Origin of the sequence: Paraburkholderia phymatum, from assembly GCF_038900715.1 — a bacterium.
Classification (GTDB): Bacteria; Pseudomonadota; Gammaproteobacteria; order Burkholderiales; family Burkholderiaceae; genus Paraburkholderia; species Paraburkholderia phymatum_A.
Genome location: NZ_JAYMRZ010000022.1, coordinates 19,188 through 35,850, shown reverse-complemented (window position 1 = coordinate 35,850; position 16,663 = coordinate 19,188). Strand labels below are relative to the sequence as shown.

The 16,663-nt window shown below is 62.6% G+C and carries 14 protein-coding genes and 2 pseudogenes; 11 read left to right on the top strand and 5 right to left on the bottom strand.

Annotation, left to right across the window (positions count from 1 at the left end):
- Nucleotides 1-17: 17 nt before the first annotated feature.
- From VSR68_RS31825 to VSR68_RS31810, 4 genes and pseudogenes are all read left to right on the top strand, one after another.
- Complete coding sequence (locus VSR68_RS31825) at nucleotides 18-911, top strand: AraC family transcriptional regulator (RefSeq protein WP_342943590.1); 894 nt, start codon at nucleotides 18-20, stop codon at nucleotides 909-911.
- Nucleotides 912-944: 33 nt separating this feature from the next.
- A complete protein-coding gene (gene xylB / locus VSR68_RS31820; RefSeq protein WP_342943589.1) occupies nucleotides 945-2,405 on the top strand; it encodes a xylulokinase in 1,461 nt (486 codons plus the stop codon).
- A 337-nt stretch (nucleotides 2,406-2,742) separates the two neighbouring features.
- Nucleotides 2,743-2,984: pseudogene (locus VSR68_RS31815) on the top strand (transposase); the annotation flags it as partial.
- 236 nt (nucleotides 2,985-3,220) lie between these two features.
- A pseudogene (locus VSR68_RS31810) lies at nucleotides 3,221-3,591 on the top strand (transposase); the annotation flags it as partial.
- Nucleotides 3,592-4,048: 457 nt separating this feature from the next.
- On the opposite strand, the gene VSR68_RS31805 reads toward VSR68_RS31810, so the two are convergent.
- Nucleotides 4,049-4,414, bottom strand: a complete 366-nt coding sequence (locus VSR68_RS31805) for a hypothetical protein (protein WP_342943588.1) — start codon at nucleotides 4,412-4,414, stop codon at nucleotides 4,049-4,051.
- Here VSR68_RS31805 and VSR68_RS31800 point away from each other — a divergent pair.
- A complete protein-coding gene (locus VSR68_RS31800) occupies nucleotides 4,407-5,648 on the top strand; it encodes a cystathionine gamma-synthase family protein (protein WP_342943587.1) in 1,242 nt (413 codons plus the stop codon). The two genes, VSR68_RS31805 and VSR68_RS31800, sit on opposite strands and share 8 nt — an antisense overlap.
- Nucleotides 5,649-5,843: 195 nt before the next feature.
- Here the strand turns inward: VSR68_RS31800 and atzF are convergent, their stop codons facing one another.
- Entirely contained in the window at nucleotides 5,844-7,601 is a 1,758-nt protein-coding gene (gene atzF, locus VSR68_RS31795; RefSeq protein ID WP_342943586.1) for an allophanate hydrolase, read from the bottom strand.
- Between atzF and VSR68_RS31790 the strand changes: the two genes are divergently transcribed.
- A complete protein-coding gene (locus VSR68_RS31790) occupies nucleotides 7,495-7,785 on the top strand; it encodes an enoyl-CoA hydratase-related protein (protein ID WP_342943677.1) in 291 nt (96 codons plus the stop codon). The genes atzF and VSR68_RS31790 overlap by 107 nt on opposite strands.
- A 15-nt stretch (nucleotides 7,786-7,800) precedes the next feature.
- On the opposite strand, the gene VSR68_RS31785 is transcribed toward VSR68_RS31790, so the two are convergent.
- On the bottom strand, nucleotides 7,801-8,577 hold the full coding sequence (locus VSR68_RS31785; RefSeq protein WP_342943585.1) for an Asp/Glu racemase: 777 nt from the start codon (nucleotides 8,575-8,577) through the stop codon (nucleotides 7,801-7,803).
- Entirely contained in the window at nucleotides 8,574-9,818 is a 1,245-nt protein-coding gene (locus VSR68_RS31780; protein ID WP_342943584.1) for a D-amino acid dehydrogenase, read from the bottom strand. The genes VSR68_RS31785 and VSR68_RS31780 overlap by 4 nt, the downstream gene beginning before the upstream one ends.
- A 259-nt stretch (nucleotides 9,819-10,077) precedes the next feature.
- Here VSR68_RS31780 and VSR68_RS31775 point away from each other — a divergent pair, with 259 nt between their 5' ends.
- The 4 genes from VSR68_RS31775 to VSR68_RS31760 are packed head-to-tail and all read left to right on the top strand — an operon-like array spanning nucleotide 10,078 to nucleotide 14,733.
- Entirely contained in the window at nucleotides 10,078-11,271 is a 1,194-nt protein-coding gene (locus tag VSR68_RS31775) for a branched-chain amino acid ABC transporter substrate-binding protein (protein WP_342943583.1), read from the top strand.
- A gap of 25 nt (nucleotides 11,272-11,296) precedes the next feature.
- Nucleotides 11,297-12,196 carry a branched-chain amino acid ABC transporter permease gene (locus VSR68_RS31770; protein ID WP_342943582.1) on the top strand — a complete coding sequence of 300 codons (900 nt, stop codon included), beginning with the start codon at nucleotides 11,297-11,299 and terminating at the stop codon, nucleotides 12,194-12,196.
- Between the two features lie 3 nt (nucleotides 12,197-12,199).
- Entirely contained in the window at nucleotides 12,200-14,014 is a 1,815-nt protein-coding gene (locus VSR68_RS31765) for an ABC transporter permease subunit (RefSeq protein ID WP_342943581.1), read from the top strand.
- Complete coding sequence (locus tag VSR68_RS31760; protein ID WP_342943580.1) at nucleotides 14,002-14,733, top strand: ABC transporter ATP-binding protein; 732 nt, start codon at nucleotides 14,002-14,004, stop codon at nucleotides 14,731-14,733. Before VSR68_RS31765 ends, VSR68_RS31760 begins: the two co-directional genes overlap by 13 nt.
- A gap of 69 nt (nucleotides 14,734-14,802) precedes the next feature.
- Here the strand turns inward: VSR68_RS31760 and VSR68_RS31755 are convergent, their stop codons facing one another.
- Nucleotides 14,803-15,255: a hypothetical protein gene (locus VSR68_RS31755; RefSeq protein WP_342943579.1), complete on the bottom strand. Its 453-nt coding sequence runs from the start codon at nucleotides 15,253-15,255 to the stop codon at nucleotides 14,803-14,805.
- 330 nt (nucleotides 15,256-15,585) lie between these two features.
- Here VSR68_RS31755 and VSR68_RS31750 point away from each other — a divergent pair, with 330 nt between their 5' ends.
- Entirely contained in the window at nucleotides 15,586-16,431 is an 846-nt protein-coding gene (locus tag VSR68_RS31750) for an urea carboxylase-associated family protein (RefSeq protein ID WP_342943578.1), read from the top strand.
- Nucleotides 16,432-16,663 lie beyond the last annotated feature (232 nt).

Sequence of the window (16,663 nt, the reverse complement as noted above, 5' to 3'; positions counted from 1 at the left end):
ACGAAGGAGACAACGAAATGAGCCCGGATCTGGAACTGGTCCATACGCGACAGGACGAATCTTTTCGGGCATGGGTGCATGACTACCCCCATACCGTGGCCAAGTGGCACTTCCATCCAGAATATGAAGTTCACGTGATTCGTGAATCGAGTGGCAAGTTCTTCGTGGGCGATTTCATTGGTGATTTCGCGCCGGGCAATCTGGTTTTGACAGGGTCTAACCTGCCGCACAACTGGATAAGCGACAGCGGCAACAGTGCCGAAGTACCATCGCGTGATCTCGTGCTTCAATTCTCGCGCGAGGCCGTTGAACGGATGGTGTCGGCGTTCGCTGAGCTGAGCCCTGTGCTGGTGCTGCTGGATCAGGCATCGCGTGGACTCCAGTTTCCGGACCGCCTTGGACTGGCCATTGTGCCCGTCATGCAGGAGCTCTCGACAGCGCACGGTGCGCGACGCGTCTCACTGCTGATGTCGATACTCGACCAGCTCATCGGCTGCGCGGACAGGAAGCTGCTCGCGGGGCCGTCATACGACGTGAATGCACAGCGGTACATGTCGTCGAGCATCAATCAGGTGCTTTCCTATATTCAGCAGAACCTCTCCGGAAATCTTCGTGAAACCGATGTGATCGAGCTTTCAGGCATGAGTGTTAGCACCTTCACACGCTTCTTCAAGCGTCACACCGGCTGCACGTTCGTTCAGTATCAAAACCGGCTGAGGCTCAATGAGGCGTGCGAACTGCTGATGTGCACAGACCTGAGCGTAACCGATGTGTGCTATCGCGTGGGCTTCAATAACGTATCGAACTTCAACCGGCAGTTCCTCGCACTGAAAGGCATGCCGCCGTCTCGATTCCGCGCACTCCATCGCCTCAACGAGGCTCCGGCTCAGGTAAATCGAGCGGCCGCCTGACATCGCGCAATACACCATCAAAGGAACCGGATCTTGAGTTATCTAGGAATCGATCTCGGCACGTCCGAGGTCAAGGCAGTGCTCACGGACGACGAATCGAATGTGGTCGCAACAGCGGGAGCAAAACTACGGGTAGACAGTCCTCATCCACACTGGTCGGAGCAGAGTCCCCAATCCTGGTGGAACGCGACGCTGGACGCAGTCGGGGCAGTACGTGCCGCGCACCCGGAAATGTTTTCGGCGCTACGGGGGATGGGTCTGTCGGGGCAGATGCACGGTGCCACGCTCCTCGACCGGAGCGGTAACGTACTGAGGCCGGCCATCCTGTGGAACGACACGCGCGCATTTGCAGAATGCGTGGAGCTGGAGGCCCTCGTTCCGGATTCGAGGGCGATCACGGGCAACCTCGCGATGCCGGGGTTCACGGCGCCCAAGCTGCTCTGGTTGTCGAAATACGAGCCTGCAGTGTATCGCGCGATCCAGAAAGTGCTTTTGCCGAAGGACTATATTGCCTGGCGATTGACGGGGGAGTTCGTATCCGACATGTCGGATGCTTCCGGCACGCTGTGGCTCGATGTCGCCAGACGGGACTGGTCGGACCGTATGCTTACGGCAACTGGCCTGTCCAGGGACAATATGCCCCGGCTCGTCGAAGGGAGCGAAGGCGCAGGGCATCTGCGCGATGAACTGAGACGCGAATGGGGCGTGACGGGCTCCGTCACCGTGTGCGGCGGTGCGGGTGACAATGCTGCGAGTGCTGTTGGAATCGGCGTCGTGAGGGCGAAGGACGCGTTTCTGTCGCTGGGTACTTCAGGCGTGTTGTTTGCCGGTACTGCGCAATTTGCGCCGAACCCCGAGCAGGCCGTTCACGCGTTTTGCCACTGTCTGCCTGGACAATGGCATCAGATGAGCGTGATTCTCTCGGCCGCTGCGAGTCTGCACTGGTTGTCCACTCTCTTGAAGACGGATGTGTCGGAGCTTGTCCGCCTCGCGCCAGAGGGCCAGGACGGCGGTGCGCCACTGTTTCTCCCGTACCTGAACGGTGAAAGGACACCGCATAACGATGCTGCGGCGAAGGGGGTATTTTTTGGTCTCACTGCAGCGCATCGTCCGGAACATCTGGCATACAGCGTGATGGAAGGTGTTTCGTTTGCAATGGCGGATGGTTACGCGGCGCTGCGCAGCGCCGGTACGGAGCTCGAGCAGGCGTCGTTTGTCGGCGGCGGTTCCCGAAGCCCGTTTTGGGGCCGATTGTGTGCCACTGCGCTGGGTTTCCCTTTGAATCTGCACGAAGGAAGCGAGGTTGGGGCCGCCGTCGGCGCGGCCCGACTTGCGCGGCTCGCTACGGCCAACGAAGACGTTCACGCTGTATGTGTCGCGCCGCCCGTGCTGGAAACCTATGAACCTGACGCGCAGCATCAGGGCATGGTGGAGGAGCGCCTGACGCGGTATCGCCAACTGTACCGGGCCTTGAAACGGGAGTTTCAGCACTAGCCCTCGTGCGGCATTCGGTGCGCGCGGTTTTTCTATTTTTCGTGCTGCCGTGAACCGCTGTCGCGATCGCTAATTGACAACGCACCGTGTAAAAAGCGCAGCGCAGAGACGTCTCGATGCGCTCAAGGCGAGTGACGGCTACGGCGGTGTCGTCGCGACTTCGGTCAGTTCCGGTTCGGGGCGGAGGTTCTATCAGGGCGATGATTCTCAGTAAAACATGGTTCGTGACGAGTCGGTGCCCAAGAATCCAGTACTTCACATGGCATCTCGGTCACGAACCAGCACGTTGAACCGCCCCGAGTTTTCCGGAGGCTCCAACTCTTGAGAGAATGGAGCTATGGAAAACACGAACAAGAAAACGCCAAAGTATTCGCCGGAGGTCCGGGAGCGAGCAGTACGGATGGTGTTTGAGCATCGGTCGGAATACCCACGCTATGGGAAGCGATCGAGTCGATCACATCGAAAGTGGGCTGCTCGCGCGAGACGCTGAGGAACTGGGTGCGGCAGGAAGAGCGCAACCGCGGTCTGCGAGCGGGGCCGACAACGGCGGACCAGCAGCGCATCAAGGAGCGGGAGCGGTAGCCGTCTTTCCATGCGCCGTTCAGCGCGGCACAGCCGTTTTCCACCTATCGGCACGGTCCATATGAAAGACGTCATGGGCTCGCGCACAACTCAGAATCCGCGGGTTGGTAACCGCCGCCGAAATCGAACACCGTATGCAGAAGAAAGGGTATGCGGGCTCGTACAGATTGACCTTACCCCTCTGAAGTATCCCACTGTAAAGTTAGTGGCAAGGCCGCAGGAGAAACCTTGTCATGAAGAAATCGCGGTTCACGGAAGAACAGATAATCGGCGTGTTGAAGGAAGCCGAAGCGGGCATGAAGGTCGCGGACCTGTGCCGCAAGCACGGCATTTCGGACGCGACGTTCTATAGCTGGCGCAGCCGCTACGGCGGCATGGACGTGAATGAGGCGCGGCGGCTACGCCAGCTGGAAGATGAGAACCAGCGGCTCAAGCGACTGGTGGCCGAGCAGGCGCTCGACATCCAGGTCCTGAAGGACGTTCTCGGAAAAAAGTGACGTCGCCCGCACAGCGCCGGAAGCTCGTGCAGCAGGTGATAGAGCAGCACGATTATTCGGAGCGGCGGGCGTGTACGCTCGTTGGACTGAACCGACGAACTGCGCGACGCTATGCGCAATACGCAACTACCTGTCCGCGATGGCCAACCCACTCCAGCCCAGGATGCCGAGCCACCCGCTGAACCCGATGCACCCGGCAGCGGGCCGGATATCAAACGCTGAATCACTAGTCCGGGAAGAACCTGATACCTTGGCTGCAATCGCCGCGCGGCAGCGTGCCATTCATGCGCGAGGTCGTCATTAGCGGCATGCCGTCCCGGTGGTGCATCTGCGAACCTGTGTCAAGAGCAGCGCCGGAGTGATCGTCGCATTTGCCCTTGGCCTCACAGCCGAGAACGAATGCTGCCCTCATCCGGATGCCAGCGTTCGCAGAATGCGGGTCCTATCGAAGGTCAGGTTTTTTGTGCTGTCAGTGACGTGGCCTGCCTCGGACATACACGGAGCGGAGGGACCGGCGAAGTGCCGTGCCTGCAGTTTAATCACGATGTTGGCGTATTGCGTTGACTAACTCCGCTCGCGCAATGAAGCATGGCATTCATTGCCCGGCAACTGACCGCTGACACTCAACGCGCCTGCATTGATTCGCAGGCGCTCGAAGCGAAGTCCGTTCGCGCGGCGGTCAAAGGCCATGTGATAGTTGCGGAGAGTGGCGAGATAGCGTGGCGGCGTCGCTGCGCCTGTCTTCGATGCGTGGAGCGCGCCGGTCGCGCCTATCGGCATATGCGGCCCGCTGAAGTGCCCGGGCGTCAGGCGCATGATAGAGCTCGCCGGTGCTGCAGCAGGCGGTGCTGAATATTTCGCGGGCTTTGGGTTACCGGGGATAATGGCCGGGAAGCAATCGACTTGAGAAGCGGAGAAAAGGATGGACAAGCAAGGCTTTACCACAGGCATCGTTCACGGCGACAGGATCGCGGGCACTGAGCACGGCGGCGTGCATCAGCCGATTCATACGTCCGTGCAATATGGTTTCGAGCGCGTCGAGGATCTGATTGGCGTATTCCAGGGCACGAAGAAGGGCGGCTTCAATTACGCGCGGCAGGGCACTCCCACGACCGCCGCGCTCGAGCGCAAGATCACGAGCCTGGAAGAAGGTGTCGGCACGGTCTGCTTCAGCACCGGCATGGCCGCGATCACCGCGACGTTCCTCACGCTCTTGCGCGCGGGCGATCATCTCGTATCGAGCCGTTACGTGTTCGGCAACACCAACAGCCTGTTCGGCACCCTGCGGATGCTTGGCGTTGAAGTGACGACCGTCGACGCATGCGTCATCGAGAATGTGAAGGACGCTATCCGACCGAATACGCGCATGGTGTTCGTCGAAACCATCGCCAATCCGGGCACGCAGATTCCCGACCTGCAGGGCATCGGCGACGTGTGCCGCGAGCGCGGCATCGCGTATGTCGTCGATAACACGATTACCTCGCCTGCATTGTTCAGGCCGAAGGCAGTCGGCGCAAGCCTTGTCGTCAACTCGCTGACAAAGACGATCGCGGGCCATGGCGCCGCGCTCGGCGGGGCTGTGACAGATACGGGTCTGTTCGACTGGCGCGCGTATCCGAACATCGCCGATGAATATCGGCGGTCGGCGGCGAAGGAGCAGGGGCTTTTGCAGATCCGCAAGAAGGGCCTGCGCGACATGGGCGCGTCGTTGTCGTCCGAGCAGGCGCACTCGATTGCGGTGGGCGCGGAAACGCTTGCCTTGCGCGTGAAGCAAAGCAGCGACAACGCGCTCGCTCTCGCTCAGTTTCTCGAAGGGCACAAGGCCATCGGCAAGGTGTTTTATCCTGGCCTGAAAAGCCATCCGCAATACGGGATCGCGCAGGCGCTGTTCAAGGGCGCGTCGTGGCTGTTGTCGTTCGAATTGCTTGACGCGGAGCGCATGATCGAAGTCGTCAACGCGCTCAAGCTGCCGATCAAGGCGACCGGTCTCGCCGACACGCGCACGCTGATCATTCCCGTTGCGCCGACGATCTTTTTCGAAGCCGGTCCGGAAACGCGCAAGGCGATGGGTATATCCGACGGCATGCTGCGGCTATCGGCGGGCATCGAGGATATCGATGACCTGATCGCGGATTTCTCACAAGCGCTGAAGTTTGCGGCGTAACGTTCGGTTCCTTGATGTGAACGAGGCTGGCGCGCTGGCCTCGGTCGCCCTGATCCCGGCAGGGCGGTTGCCGACACACTATCCACCGGCTTGTTGTCGCTACGCACGATGACGAGTGTCGCGAGCAGCGTAAACGTGACGGGCGAGCTAGCACTATGAATGTCCGATGCTCTAGCTGAGCAGTCTCATTGCTTCTCATCGACATTGAAAGCGCGGCGCAATCGTGAATTGTCGCGGTTGCGACGGCAGCACTGAGGACGGTGTCTCCGGGCGACGTTGCAGCCACTCGCGCCATCCGCCGTATTCCGTGATATCGGTTGCGCCGTCCAGGCCGCAGGCTTCGCAAACGAAGCCGGTCCCCCAGCGGCCATCCGCAAGCTCGACCTTGCCCAGCGCGAGCGGCGCGGGGATGCCAGCGAGAAACGAACCGAATTCGGCGCTCGGCATGTCCCACACCTCGACGGCGATCGCCGCGCCATCCGCCGTATCGCGCATCGTGCCGGGACGCTGCGTCGGGCCTTCCGGCAGCGCATACAGGCGATAGTGCGGCGCGCTCGTCGTCGATTCGATGAGCCGGGCGGCGCGCGCCTTCAGTTGCCCGTTCAACGCGAGCCCTTCGAGATGCGCGCCGCACACGACGAGCTTCATTCTGTCGTGACGCGCTTCCCGCGCAGGCACAGTGTTATCGTCTTGCGCGCCCCCGATCAACGGCACAGCGAGCTTTCGATGCAACGCATCGGCCACGCTCAGCAGGTATTGATCAGTGAACGCGCGGCCGAACAGCGTCACGCCCCAAGGCAAACCGTCGCGCATGAAACCAGCGGGCGTGGCGACGGCGGCATAGTCGAGCAGATTCATGAAGTTCGTGTAATGCCCCAGCAGCGAATTCGCGCCGATGGGATCGCGCTCCAGTTCGGCGAGCGTGACGGGGCGCGGAATGGATGGCGTCAGCACGCAATCGAGTTGTGCGAGCACAGCGTCGCAGCGCTGCTTCAGCGCTTGCAATCTGTACTGCGCGCGGAACGCATCGACGGCCGTCGTGCCCGGCGCTTTCGCGAGCACGTCGCGGATCACGGGCAGCACAGCATCGGGTTGTGATTCCATCAGCGTGCCTGCAACGCTGTAGCGCTCGGCCACCCACGGCCCTTCATAGAGCAGACGCGCTGCCTCGACGAAAGGCGCGAAGTCGATTTCAACGGCCTCGCCGCCGATCGATTCGAGCGCCGCGCGCGCCTGCGCAAACAATGCGGGACTTTCGTCGCAGCCTGCAAACTCGAGTTGCTGTGGCACGCCGAAGCGAAAGCGCTTCACTGCGCCGAATGCCGCTGCATCGTTCCACTGCGGATTGGCACGGCTGTAGGCGTCCGTGGGATCGTGGCGAGCCGTGAGCGCAAGCAGTTCGCTCGCTTCGCTCGCGGTCGTGGTGAAGTACGTCACGCAATCGAGCGTGCGGCACGCAGGTACGACGCCCGCCGTCGACAGCAGTCCCTCCGTCCCCTTCATGCCGACGAGATTGCTCAGCGCGGCGGGCACACGGCCTGATCCCGCCGTGTCGGTGCCGAGCGCGAAGCTGGCGACGCCGAGCGCGACGGCCAGCGACGAGCCCGCGCTCGATCCGCCCGAAGGATAGTCGGGATGCACGCCGTTGCGACATTTGCCGTACGGCGAGCGCGTGCCGTTGAGGCCCGTCGCGAACTGGTCGAGATTCGTCTTGCCGATGGGCACGGCGCCGAGCGCGATCAGTTGCGCGACGAGCGTCGCCGATGCGTCCGGCGTGTAGGCGAATGCAGGGCAAGCGGCCGTCGTGCTGTGCTCGGAGGGGCGGGCATTCTGCGCGGGTGCCGACCTGCAGTGGATGCGACGCGCCAGCGAGAATGGCCCCGTTGAAAGTCTTGAAGACGCGCGGCGCTTTGCACGGATGATGCAAGCGATCCGCCGTTGCCCGAAGCCCACGATTGCGCGTGTTCAAGGGCACGCGTTTGGTGGCGGGGTGGGGTTGTGTGCGGCATGCGACATCGTGATTGCGAGCGACCAGGCCCGCTTCTCCGTCAGCGAGGCGCGTTTCGGCATCTTGCCTGCGGTGATCGGTCCTTATCTCGTGGAGGCGGTGGGTCAACGTCAAGCCCAAGTTTGCTAAAGTTTCGGCCCATTGCTACAGCACAAATAACTGCCCGAGTTGCGGCTCGCTATCGCATACGCCAGCAAGCCGTAACGCGTGCCAGGCCATCGCGAAGTTGCTCGATATGACGGGCTTGCCTGTCGGCGCCTCCAGTTCTGGAATCAACGCAGCGACACGCAGGCTCGTGCAGGAGACGAACACCGCGTCCGCATCGGCGTGGCGCGCCAGCTGTTCAATCGCCGCGCGAAGCGAAGGGGCATCGATGCGGGCAACCTCGTTATCGTCTGCGTGCTCGAACGACGCGATGCGGGTCACGGCGATCCCGCGTGCTTCGATGTAGTCGCGCATGAAGTCGTTGATGGACCGGATATACGGCGTCAGCAATGCGACACGCCGCACCTGTAGCGCGGCAAGCGCCGCGACGGCAGCGGTGATCGGCGTCGTGCAGGCGATGCCGGGACGCGCCTCGCGTATGCGGGCAAACACGGGCTCCTCGCCGATCACCATAGCGGCGGACGTGCAGCCGAACGCCACGACGTCGAGCCGCTCGCCGGGCAAGAGCAACCCGACCGCGGGCGCGATGCGTGACTCGATTTCCGCGAGCCGTGCCGGTGTGATATCCGGCGAGTTCTGCAAGCGGCTTTCATAGAAGGCGACGCCATCCTGCCGGAGCAATTGACGCCATTCGTGTTCGATCGTGTGGTCGGTTGCCAGCACGATGAGGCCGATGGCCGCGCGACTCGCGATTCCGTCGTCGAGCGCGAAATTGAGCTTCGTGTAGGCGTCGAGCTGCAGTGAGGTCGTGCTCATTTGATCGTCATCCCTGTCAGGCCCAGCTCGGGTGTACGTCCCGCCATGATGTCGGCGAGCAGTTTTGCGGTACCGCAAGACATCGTCCATCCCATGTGGCCGTGGCCCGTGTTCAGAAACAGATTGCGGTGGCGCGTCTGGCCGATCAGCGGGGTGCCTTCAGGCGTCATCGGACGCAGCCCTGCCCAATAGCTCGGCTTCGTGTAGTCCGCGCCGTCGGGAAACAGCTCGCGCGCCGCGTGCAGTATCGGCGCGAAGTCAGAGGGCGTGTGGCGTGTGTCATAGCCTGCAAATTCGGCCGTTGCGGTAAAGCGCAGCCGCGCGCCGAAGCGCGCCCACGCAACGAGATGGTTTTCATCCACGCCACCGATCTGCGGGGGGCGGTGTTCCCGTCCGGCCGGAAAGGTTGCCGAGTAGCCCTTGACGGGATAGATGGCCAGCCTGTAACCGAGAGGGCGCGCGAGAATCGGCGAATACGAGCCAAGCGCAAGCACATACTCGTCCCCGGCGATCAGGCCCGCTGGGGTGCGGACCCCCGTTATTGCATCGCCGGCCGTTTCGATGCGGCTGATCGTGGTGTCGAACATGAAACGTACGCCAAGCCGCTCGCAGACTTTCTGCAGTTCGCGGGTGAACTGATACGCATCGCCGCTCTCGTCACTCGGGCAGTAAATCGCGCCGGCAATCGTGTTGCGCGCGTGCTCGAGCGCCGGCTCGCGCGCGACTGCCTGCGCGGCGTTCAGCGTTTCGAGCGACAGGCCATTGTCTACGAGGATCGACATGTTGAAGCGGCCGCGTTCGAACGACGCTGCGTCACGATAGAGATACAGCAGGCCACGGCGGATCCCGTCGTACTGCAGTTGCTCCCTTGCGGTCACCTGCTGCAGCTGATCTTGCGCGTATCGGCACAGCCGTACCTTCCGCGTGGTATTTTCGCGCGACCGCGTCGCGGTGCAGTTGCGCAGGAACAGCGCGCACCAGGCCCACATGTGGGGATCGGCTTTCAGGCGCAGGCGAAGCGCCTGTCCTTCGACGAACAGCGATTTCAGCAGGATCTTCGGTGCGCGCGGCGAAGCCCAGGTGTACGAATGCCCCGGCGCGACGAGCCCGGCATTCGCAAAACTGGTTTCGAGCGCAACACCTGGGCGGCGATCGAGCACGGTGACGGCGCGACCATCCATCGCGAGGTAATACGCCGTGGTGACGCCTGCGATGCCGGCGCCGAGCACGATGCTCGTCATGCGCGACCCCTGCTGTCATTGACAAAATATTAGTCGGTCGCCGCTTTTGCGGGGGATTTATACGCGCATACCCTATAACGGTCAGGCGTTGCTCGAGTTCTATTATGGAAGAGGCATTCTTGTGCCCGCACTGCGCGAAATCTGCACAACAGGCTCGCGCCACACCGCACGTAACGATCCATTACGTTCCGCTAACTGACCGCTGGCTTACCTGCCTCGCGGGATGGTCCGGTCGGACTCACAGTCAGGAGCCGCGAACATGAATATTCATAACAATGGCATGCCCGACGCCGCTCGCATTCTGCGGCAATCCCTCAGCGCGGCGGTTGTCGGACTCACGACGTTCTCGGCGCTCGTCCCACAGGCGGCGCAGAGCCAGACCATCAAGATCGGCGTGCCCGTGCCGCTTTCGGGCAGCAGCGCCAATGCCGGCGCCGACATCGTCAACGGCGCCAAGCTGGCTGCCGCAAAAATCAACGCGGCAGGCGGCGTGCTCGGCAAGCAGATCGAACTGGTGCCGGAGGACGACGCCTGTGACGCGCAAACGGCTGTGCAGGCTGCCCAGAAACTGGTGGACGCGGGCGTGGTCGCGGTGGCTGGCGGGTACTGCTCCAGCGCTGCGCTTCCCGAGCTGACGACGTTCCATCGGGCGGGCATTCCCTATGTACTGGATGCGTCGACCAATCCGAAGCTCACCGAAATGGGCTACGACGACGTATTCCGCACCATTGGTCGCGACGATCAACAGGGCCCGTTCGCGGCCAGCTTCATCAAGAATTCGCTCCACGCGAAGCGCGCAGCCGTCATCGATGACAACACAACCTATTCGAAGGGCCTCGCTCAGAACACGGTCGACGCGCTCAAGAAAGATGGCGTCGACGTCGTATACGCCGACTCGATTACACCGGGCCAGATGGACTACTCGCCGACGCTCACCAAGGTCGCGTCGCTAAAGCCTGACGTCATCTACTACACCGGCTACTTCTCCGAAGCCGGACTGATCGTCAAGGAGGCGCGGCAACTGGGCCTGAAGATGACCCTCATGGGCGGCGATGCCACCAACGACCCGACGCTGATGAAAACGGCTGGCCCGGCGGCCGACGGCATGATCATCACCACCTCTCCGCTGGCGCAATTCCTGTCGGGCGCCCACGGCTACGTTGACGACTACACCAAGGCCTACGGCCAGGGTCCGGGACCGTATTCCGTTTACGAATACGATGCAGTCGGCGTTACGGCAAAGGCGATCGCCGATGCGAAATCGACGAGTCCGGCGGCGATCATCGCAGCGCTCCACAAGGTCAAGGACTATCCGGGGATGACGGGAACGATCGGGTTCAATCCGAAAGGCGACCGCAGCCTCGCGGTCTATATCACGATCATCGTGCGCAACGACCAGTTCGCGGCTTATCAACGACAGGACGCGGCGGGCAAATGGGTGGTAATGAAGTAGGCATGGCGACGTATCCGTTGCGGCCATGAGCACCTTTTTCCAGTTCGTCGTCGAAGGGCTGACAATCGGGTCGTTCTATGCGCTCGTGGCCCTCGGGTACACGATGGTCTACGGCATCATCCGGCTGATCAATTTTGCGCATGGCGACCTGTTCATGGTCGGCGCGTTCGTCGGATGGACGAGCCTCGCGACGCTCGCGAGCGCGCACCTGCCGCTTGCGCTCGCACTGGCCGCTGCTTTCGCGGCGTCGATGGTGGTGACGGGGGTGCTCGGCGTCGCCATCGCGCGCGTCGCCTATCAGCCGTTGCTGCGCGCACCGCGTCTGTCGATCCTGATTACCGCGCTGGGCATCTCGCTGGTGCTCGAAAACGCCGTGCTGCTGACCTATGGCGCGGGCTTCAGGACCTATCCGTACCTGCTCACCCAGGCGGGGCTGAATCTGCACGAAGTGCAGATCACGTTTGCGCAGATCGGTATCATCGTCACCAGCTTCGCGCTGATGCTGAGTCTCTATGCTTTTGTTCACCACACTTTCCTCGGCACCGCTATGCGGGCGCTCGCCATCGATCAGGATGCGGCGCGCCTGATGGGCATCGATGTCGAACGGCTGATCCAGCTCACCTTCTTTATTGGATCGGTGCTTGCTGCTGTCGCGGGCGTGATGGAAGGTCTCTTTTACACGCAGATCAACTTTTTCATGGGCTTCGTGCTCGGCCTGCGCGCGTTCACCGCGGCGGTTCTGGGCGGAATCGGCAACATTCCGGGCGCGATGGCGGGCGGCTTCCTGATCGGGCTGCTCGAGGCATTCGGCGCCGGCTACGTGTCTTCGCAGTGGACGGATGTCTTCGTGTTCGGTGTGCTGATCGCCGTGCTCGTGATCAAGCCGACGGGCCTCTTCGGCGAACGCGTCGTCGAAAGGATGTAGCCCATGCGCGCACTGGCTTTCCTGCCGCGTTGGCCTGTGCTTGCCGTCATCGGCCTGCTGGCGGCCGCCATCGCGCTGCCCGCGTTTGCGAGCGGCTATGTCGTGAACGTCGCGCTTACGATCATCACGTACTCGATCCTCGGCCTCGGGCTGAACATTGTCGTCGGCTATGCGGGACTGCTGGATCTTGGCTATGCGGCATTCTTCGCGATCGGAGCCTATACGACGGCACTGCTCGAAACGCTGCTGCATTTCTCGTTCTGGGAGACACTGCCGTTCAGTCTCGCGATTGCCGGCGTATCAGGGATCGTTATCGGCTACCCGACACTGCGCCTGCGCAGCGACTATCTGGCGATCGTCACGCTCGGCTTCGGCGAGATCACCCGCATCGTCGCGACCAATCTCGAGATCACCGGCGGGCCGAACGGCATCTACGGCATCGAGAGCCCCAATCTGTTCGGCTATGAAATCAGCTCGCCGCGCGCGGTCTACGAGCTGGGCATGGCGTTCTTCATCGTCGTGCTGGTGTTTGCGATCCGGCTGGGCCAGTCGCGGCTCGGACGCGCGTGGACCAGCATCCGCGAGGACGAAGCGGCAGCGGAGGCGGTCGGCGTGCCGACATTGCGTGTCAAGCTGCTCGCGTACGTGATGGGTGCGCTGATCGGCGGGATAGGGGGGAGCCTGTTCGCCGCGCGCTTCGGCACCATCGATCCTACAGGCTTCACCTATCTGCAGTCCGTGACGATCCTCATCATCGTCGTGCTCGGCGGGCGCGGCAGCATTCCCGGGGTGATTCTCGGCGCGGTCATCGTCGCGGGCGTGCCGGAATTGCTGCGCTTTCTGAATCTGTGGCGCATCTTCGGATTCGCCGTCGCGCTCGTGATCCTGATGTTGCTGCGGCCGCAGGGCCTGTGGCCCGTCCGCAAGAAACGCGCGATGCCGCGCGCGGACCTGGCCGGCGTGCCGCTTCCGCCCGCGCCTTTGGTCGGGGCCGGGGAGGGCGAAACACTGCTGGAGGTTCGGGACCTGGTGTGCCGTTTCGGCGGCGTGCTGGCCATCGGCGGAATCAGCTTCGTCGTTCGGAGCGGCGAGATTCTCGCGCTGATTGGACCGAACGGCGCAGGCAAGACGACGGTTTTCAACTGCCTGACAGGCGTGATCCGCCCGAGCGCAGGACGCATCTTCTGGTGCGGGTCTCCGCTCGGCGGCGGCGCGCCGCACCGCAACGTGCATTGCGGCCTCGCCCGCACGTTCCAGGGCATTCGCCTCTTTGGACACATGAGCGCATTCGAGAACGTGCTGACGGGCATGGACCACCGGCTGCACACTCCGCTTGTCGCTGAACTGGTGGGCACGCCGTCCGCACATGCCGAAGCGGCCGAACACGAGGCGCAGGGCATGCGCTGGCTCGCGATGGTCGGGCTTGCCGGGCGGGCGAGCGAGTACGCGGCCGATTTGCCCTACGGAGATCAGCGGCGGCTAGAAATTGCACGGGCGCTCGCCAGCAATCCGCGCCTCCTGTTGCTGGACGAGCCCGCGGCCGGAATGAATCCGACCGAAAAGCACGCATTGATGGACCTGATCCGGCGCATCCGCGGGCTGGGCATCACGGTATTGCTGATCGAACACGACATGACGCTGGTGATGGGGGTGTCCGACCGGATCATCGTGATGGATCATGGCGTGATCATCGCTGAAGGGCCGCCGGCGCAGATCCAGAGCGATCAACGGGTGATCGACGCCTATCTGGGCACGGCCGAAGAAGACGATGCGGCCGACGATGTCGCCAATGGGGAGAAGTCGTTGTGGAACTCCTAGAGGTTCGCGATCTGCGCGTGAGCTACGGCAACATCGAGGCGCTGCATGGCATCTCGCTCGATGTCCAGCCGGGCGAAATCGTTGCGTTGCTCGGCGCCAATGGCGCCGGCAAGACCACGACGCTCAGGACCATCTCAGGTCTGGTCCGCTCGCGCGCCGGACGGATCGCCCTCGCCGGACGGCCGCTGACGGGGCTGCAGGCTCATCAGATCGTCGCGCTCGGCATTGGGCACGTGCCGGAAGGACGGCGGATGTTCGGGGCGTTGACAGTCGAAGAGAATCTGCGGCTTGGCGGCTACCTGTTGCGACGCGACGTGGCTGCGCTCGAACGCCGGATCGCCGGACTCTACGAGACATTCCCGCGGCTTCGCGAGCGTCGCAGCCAGTTGGCCGGCACGCTCAGCGGCGGCGAACAGCAGATGGTCGCCATCGCGCGCGCGTTGATGCTCAAGCCGAAACTGGTGTTGCTCGACGAACCCTCGATGGGACTCGCGCCAAAACTGGTGCGCGCGATCTTCGGCATGATCGCCGACATCTGCACCGAAGGCACCTCGGTGCTCCTTGTCGAGCAGAACGTGAGGCAGGCTCTTCGCATCGCGCACCGCGCCTATGTTCTCGAGAGCGGCAGCGTGGCGCTGTCGGGTGCGTCGTGGGAACTGGCGCAGGACAGCCGGGTCCGCACCGCGTATCTCGGCGGCAGCGCGTCGGCGGCGGCGTGACACGCGAGGCGCGCGCCGATTTCGCGCGACGATGACGGAACAGAGGGCTGTCGCTGAGCATCGCGCCAGTCAGTGTGGCTGACCCAGGCACGCGTCAGCGACGTCGACGATCGGCTCGCTGACGGCGTGTGCTTCGGGGAAGCGATCGATGCATTTGATCTGCAGCAGCATCCACCATGTGCCGGGCGGGTCGTGGCCAAGCCACATTACCGTCGCGGCCGCTTTGGTCCGAAGCCGCCATCGCTGCCAGTCGGCGCCTGTCGGCGAAAAGTGGCCCTGACTGTCTGTGTACTGGCGCGGGTCCAGATCGTAGCGTTTCAGGTAGGCGGGACTGAGGCGCTCGTCGAGCGTAATTCGCCCGTCATGCGCGATGCGCGCCTGTTCACGCACCTCGTCCAGACTGAAGTCGCTCACCGCCCGCCTGACGACCAGCAATTCGACCAGCAGCGCTAAGCCAGCTGCCAGACATGTCGCGGCGATGCCGAGCGCGAGCAACGAGAAAATCCGCGTGCGTGCCATCATTTTTCCGGGCCCCGCAAGGCGATGCGAGAGCGCGCCATGCCTGCGACGAACGCAGGCGGATTCGACGACTCCCGATTCAAAACATACAACTTCGCATGCCGGTGGTCCAGACGGCAGCCGCGCCCCGTGATCAGACACGGGGTGGGCCTGGAGAACGCGCTATGTCCGGGATTGCGACCGTGCGCCGTGGCGGCGTGCCGCGCATCGCAAGCCGCTCCGACGGACATGCGCATGGACGGTAGTAGGATGACTCATCACATCGACCAGTTGCCATAAGCGGCGCCGTGCCAATCTGTGGACATAGACCGCTTTTTTTCAAGGAGCGACCTCATGCTGAACTACCCTTCCGCGTATCAATCGACAACAGGTTCCGCGCTCGATGTCGACAAGGATTTCTATAGACGCATCGCGACGGAACAGGATAGCCGCGAGCTGGTCGAGTCGATCGTCGTTCCGATCCGCTCGGGCCGGGCGTGGACTGTGCCCGCTGGCCACGTGTTCCGCATTGTGACGATCGAAGGACCGCAGGTTGCGGACCTCAATATCTGGAACCAGCACAATCCGCGCGAACGGATGTGGGCGTCGCGCACGCGTCAGCTTCAGGCGGCTCATGTGAGCACGTTCGACAGGTTGTGGTCGACGCTGCCGTTCCTGCGCCCGTTGGTGACGATCACCGACGACAGCCTCGCGAATTATGGTATCGACGAGCACGGGGGACGCGTGCATGACCTGCTCGGCACACGTTGCGATCCGTACGTGAACCGCATGCTGACAGGGGAAGACTTCCATTTCCATTGCCATTCGAACCTGACGCGCGCCATCGCGCCGTATGGCCTGACAGAGTACGACGTCCACGATGTGCTGAACGTATTCCAGTGCACCGGTTTGAATCTCGAGGACAAATACTTCATGAAAGCATGTCCCGCAAAAAAGGGGGATTATCTGGAGTTCTTCGCAGAGATCGATTTGCTGTGCGCGTTGTCAACCTGTCCGGGGGGCGATCTTTCATTGCCGATGTGGGGCCCTGATGCGCGTGATCCGATCGAAGTGTGTCGGCCGCTTGGCATCGACGTTTATCGCGTTGCGCCGCAATTGCTCGCCGGATGGTCGCAGCCACCTGTGGCGGCTTACAAGGGGCAGCATGGTTTGACGTTACAGATGCCGGACTGGAAGTAATCGATCCGCGACAGTCGCGAGTGTGGGCGCCCCTGCTATCGACGAGCGGTCCGCAGCGCAGTCTGACTTATCGCCACCATCGCGGGGGTGTGTTAGCTATTTCGATGGTTCCAATGTCGGCGAAGCACCGCTTCAGGGAAATGCGTGTGTACCTTGTGGGTCGAGAGTGTGAGTTCGCTGATGCGCAAAGCTGCCGTCCCGCGGCTCGACGCCGCCGCCGTCAGCAGGCCGC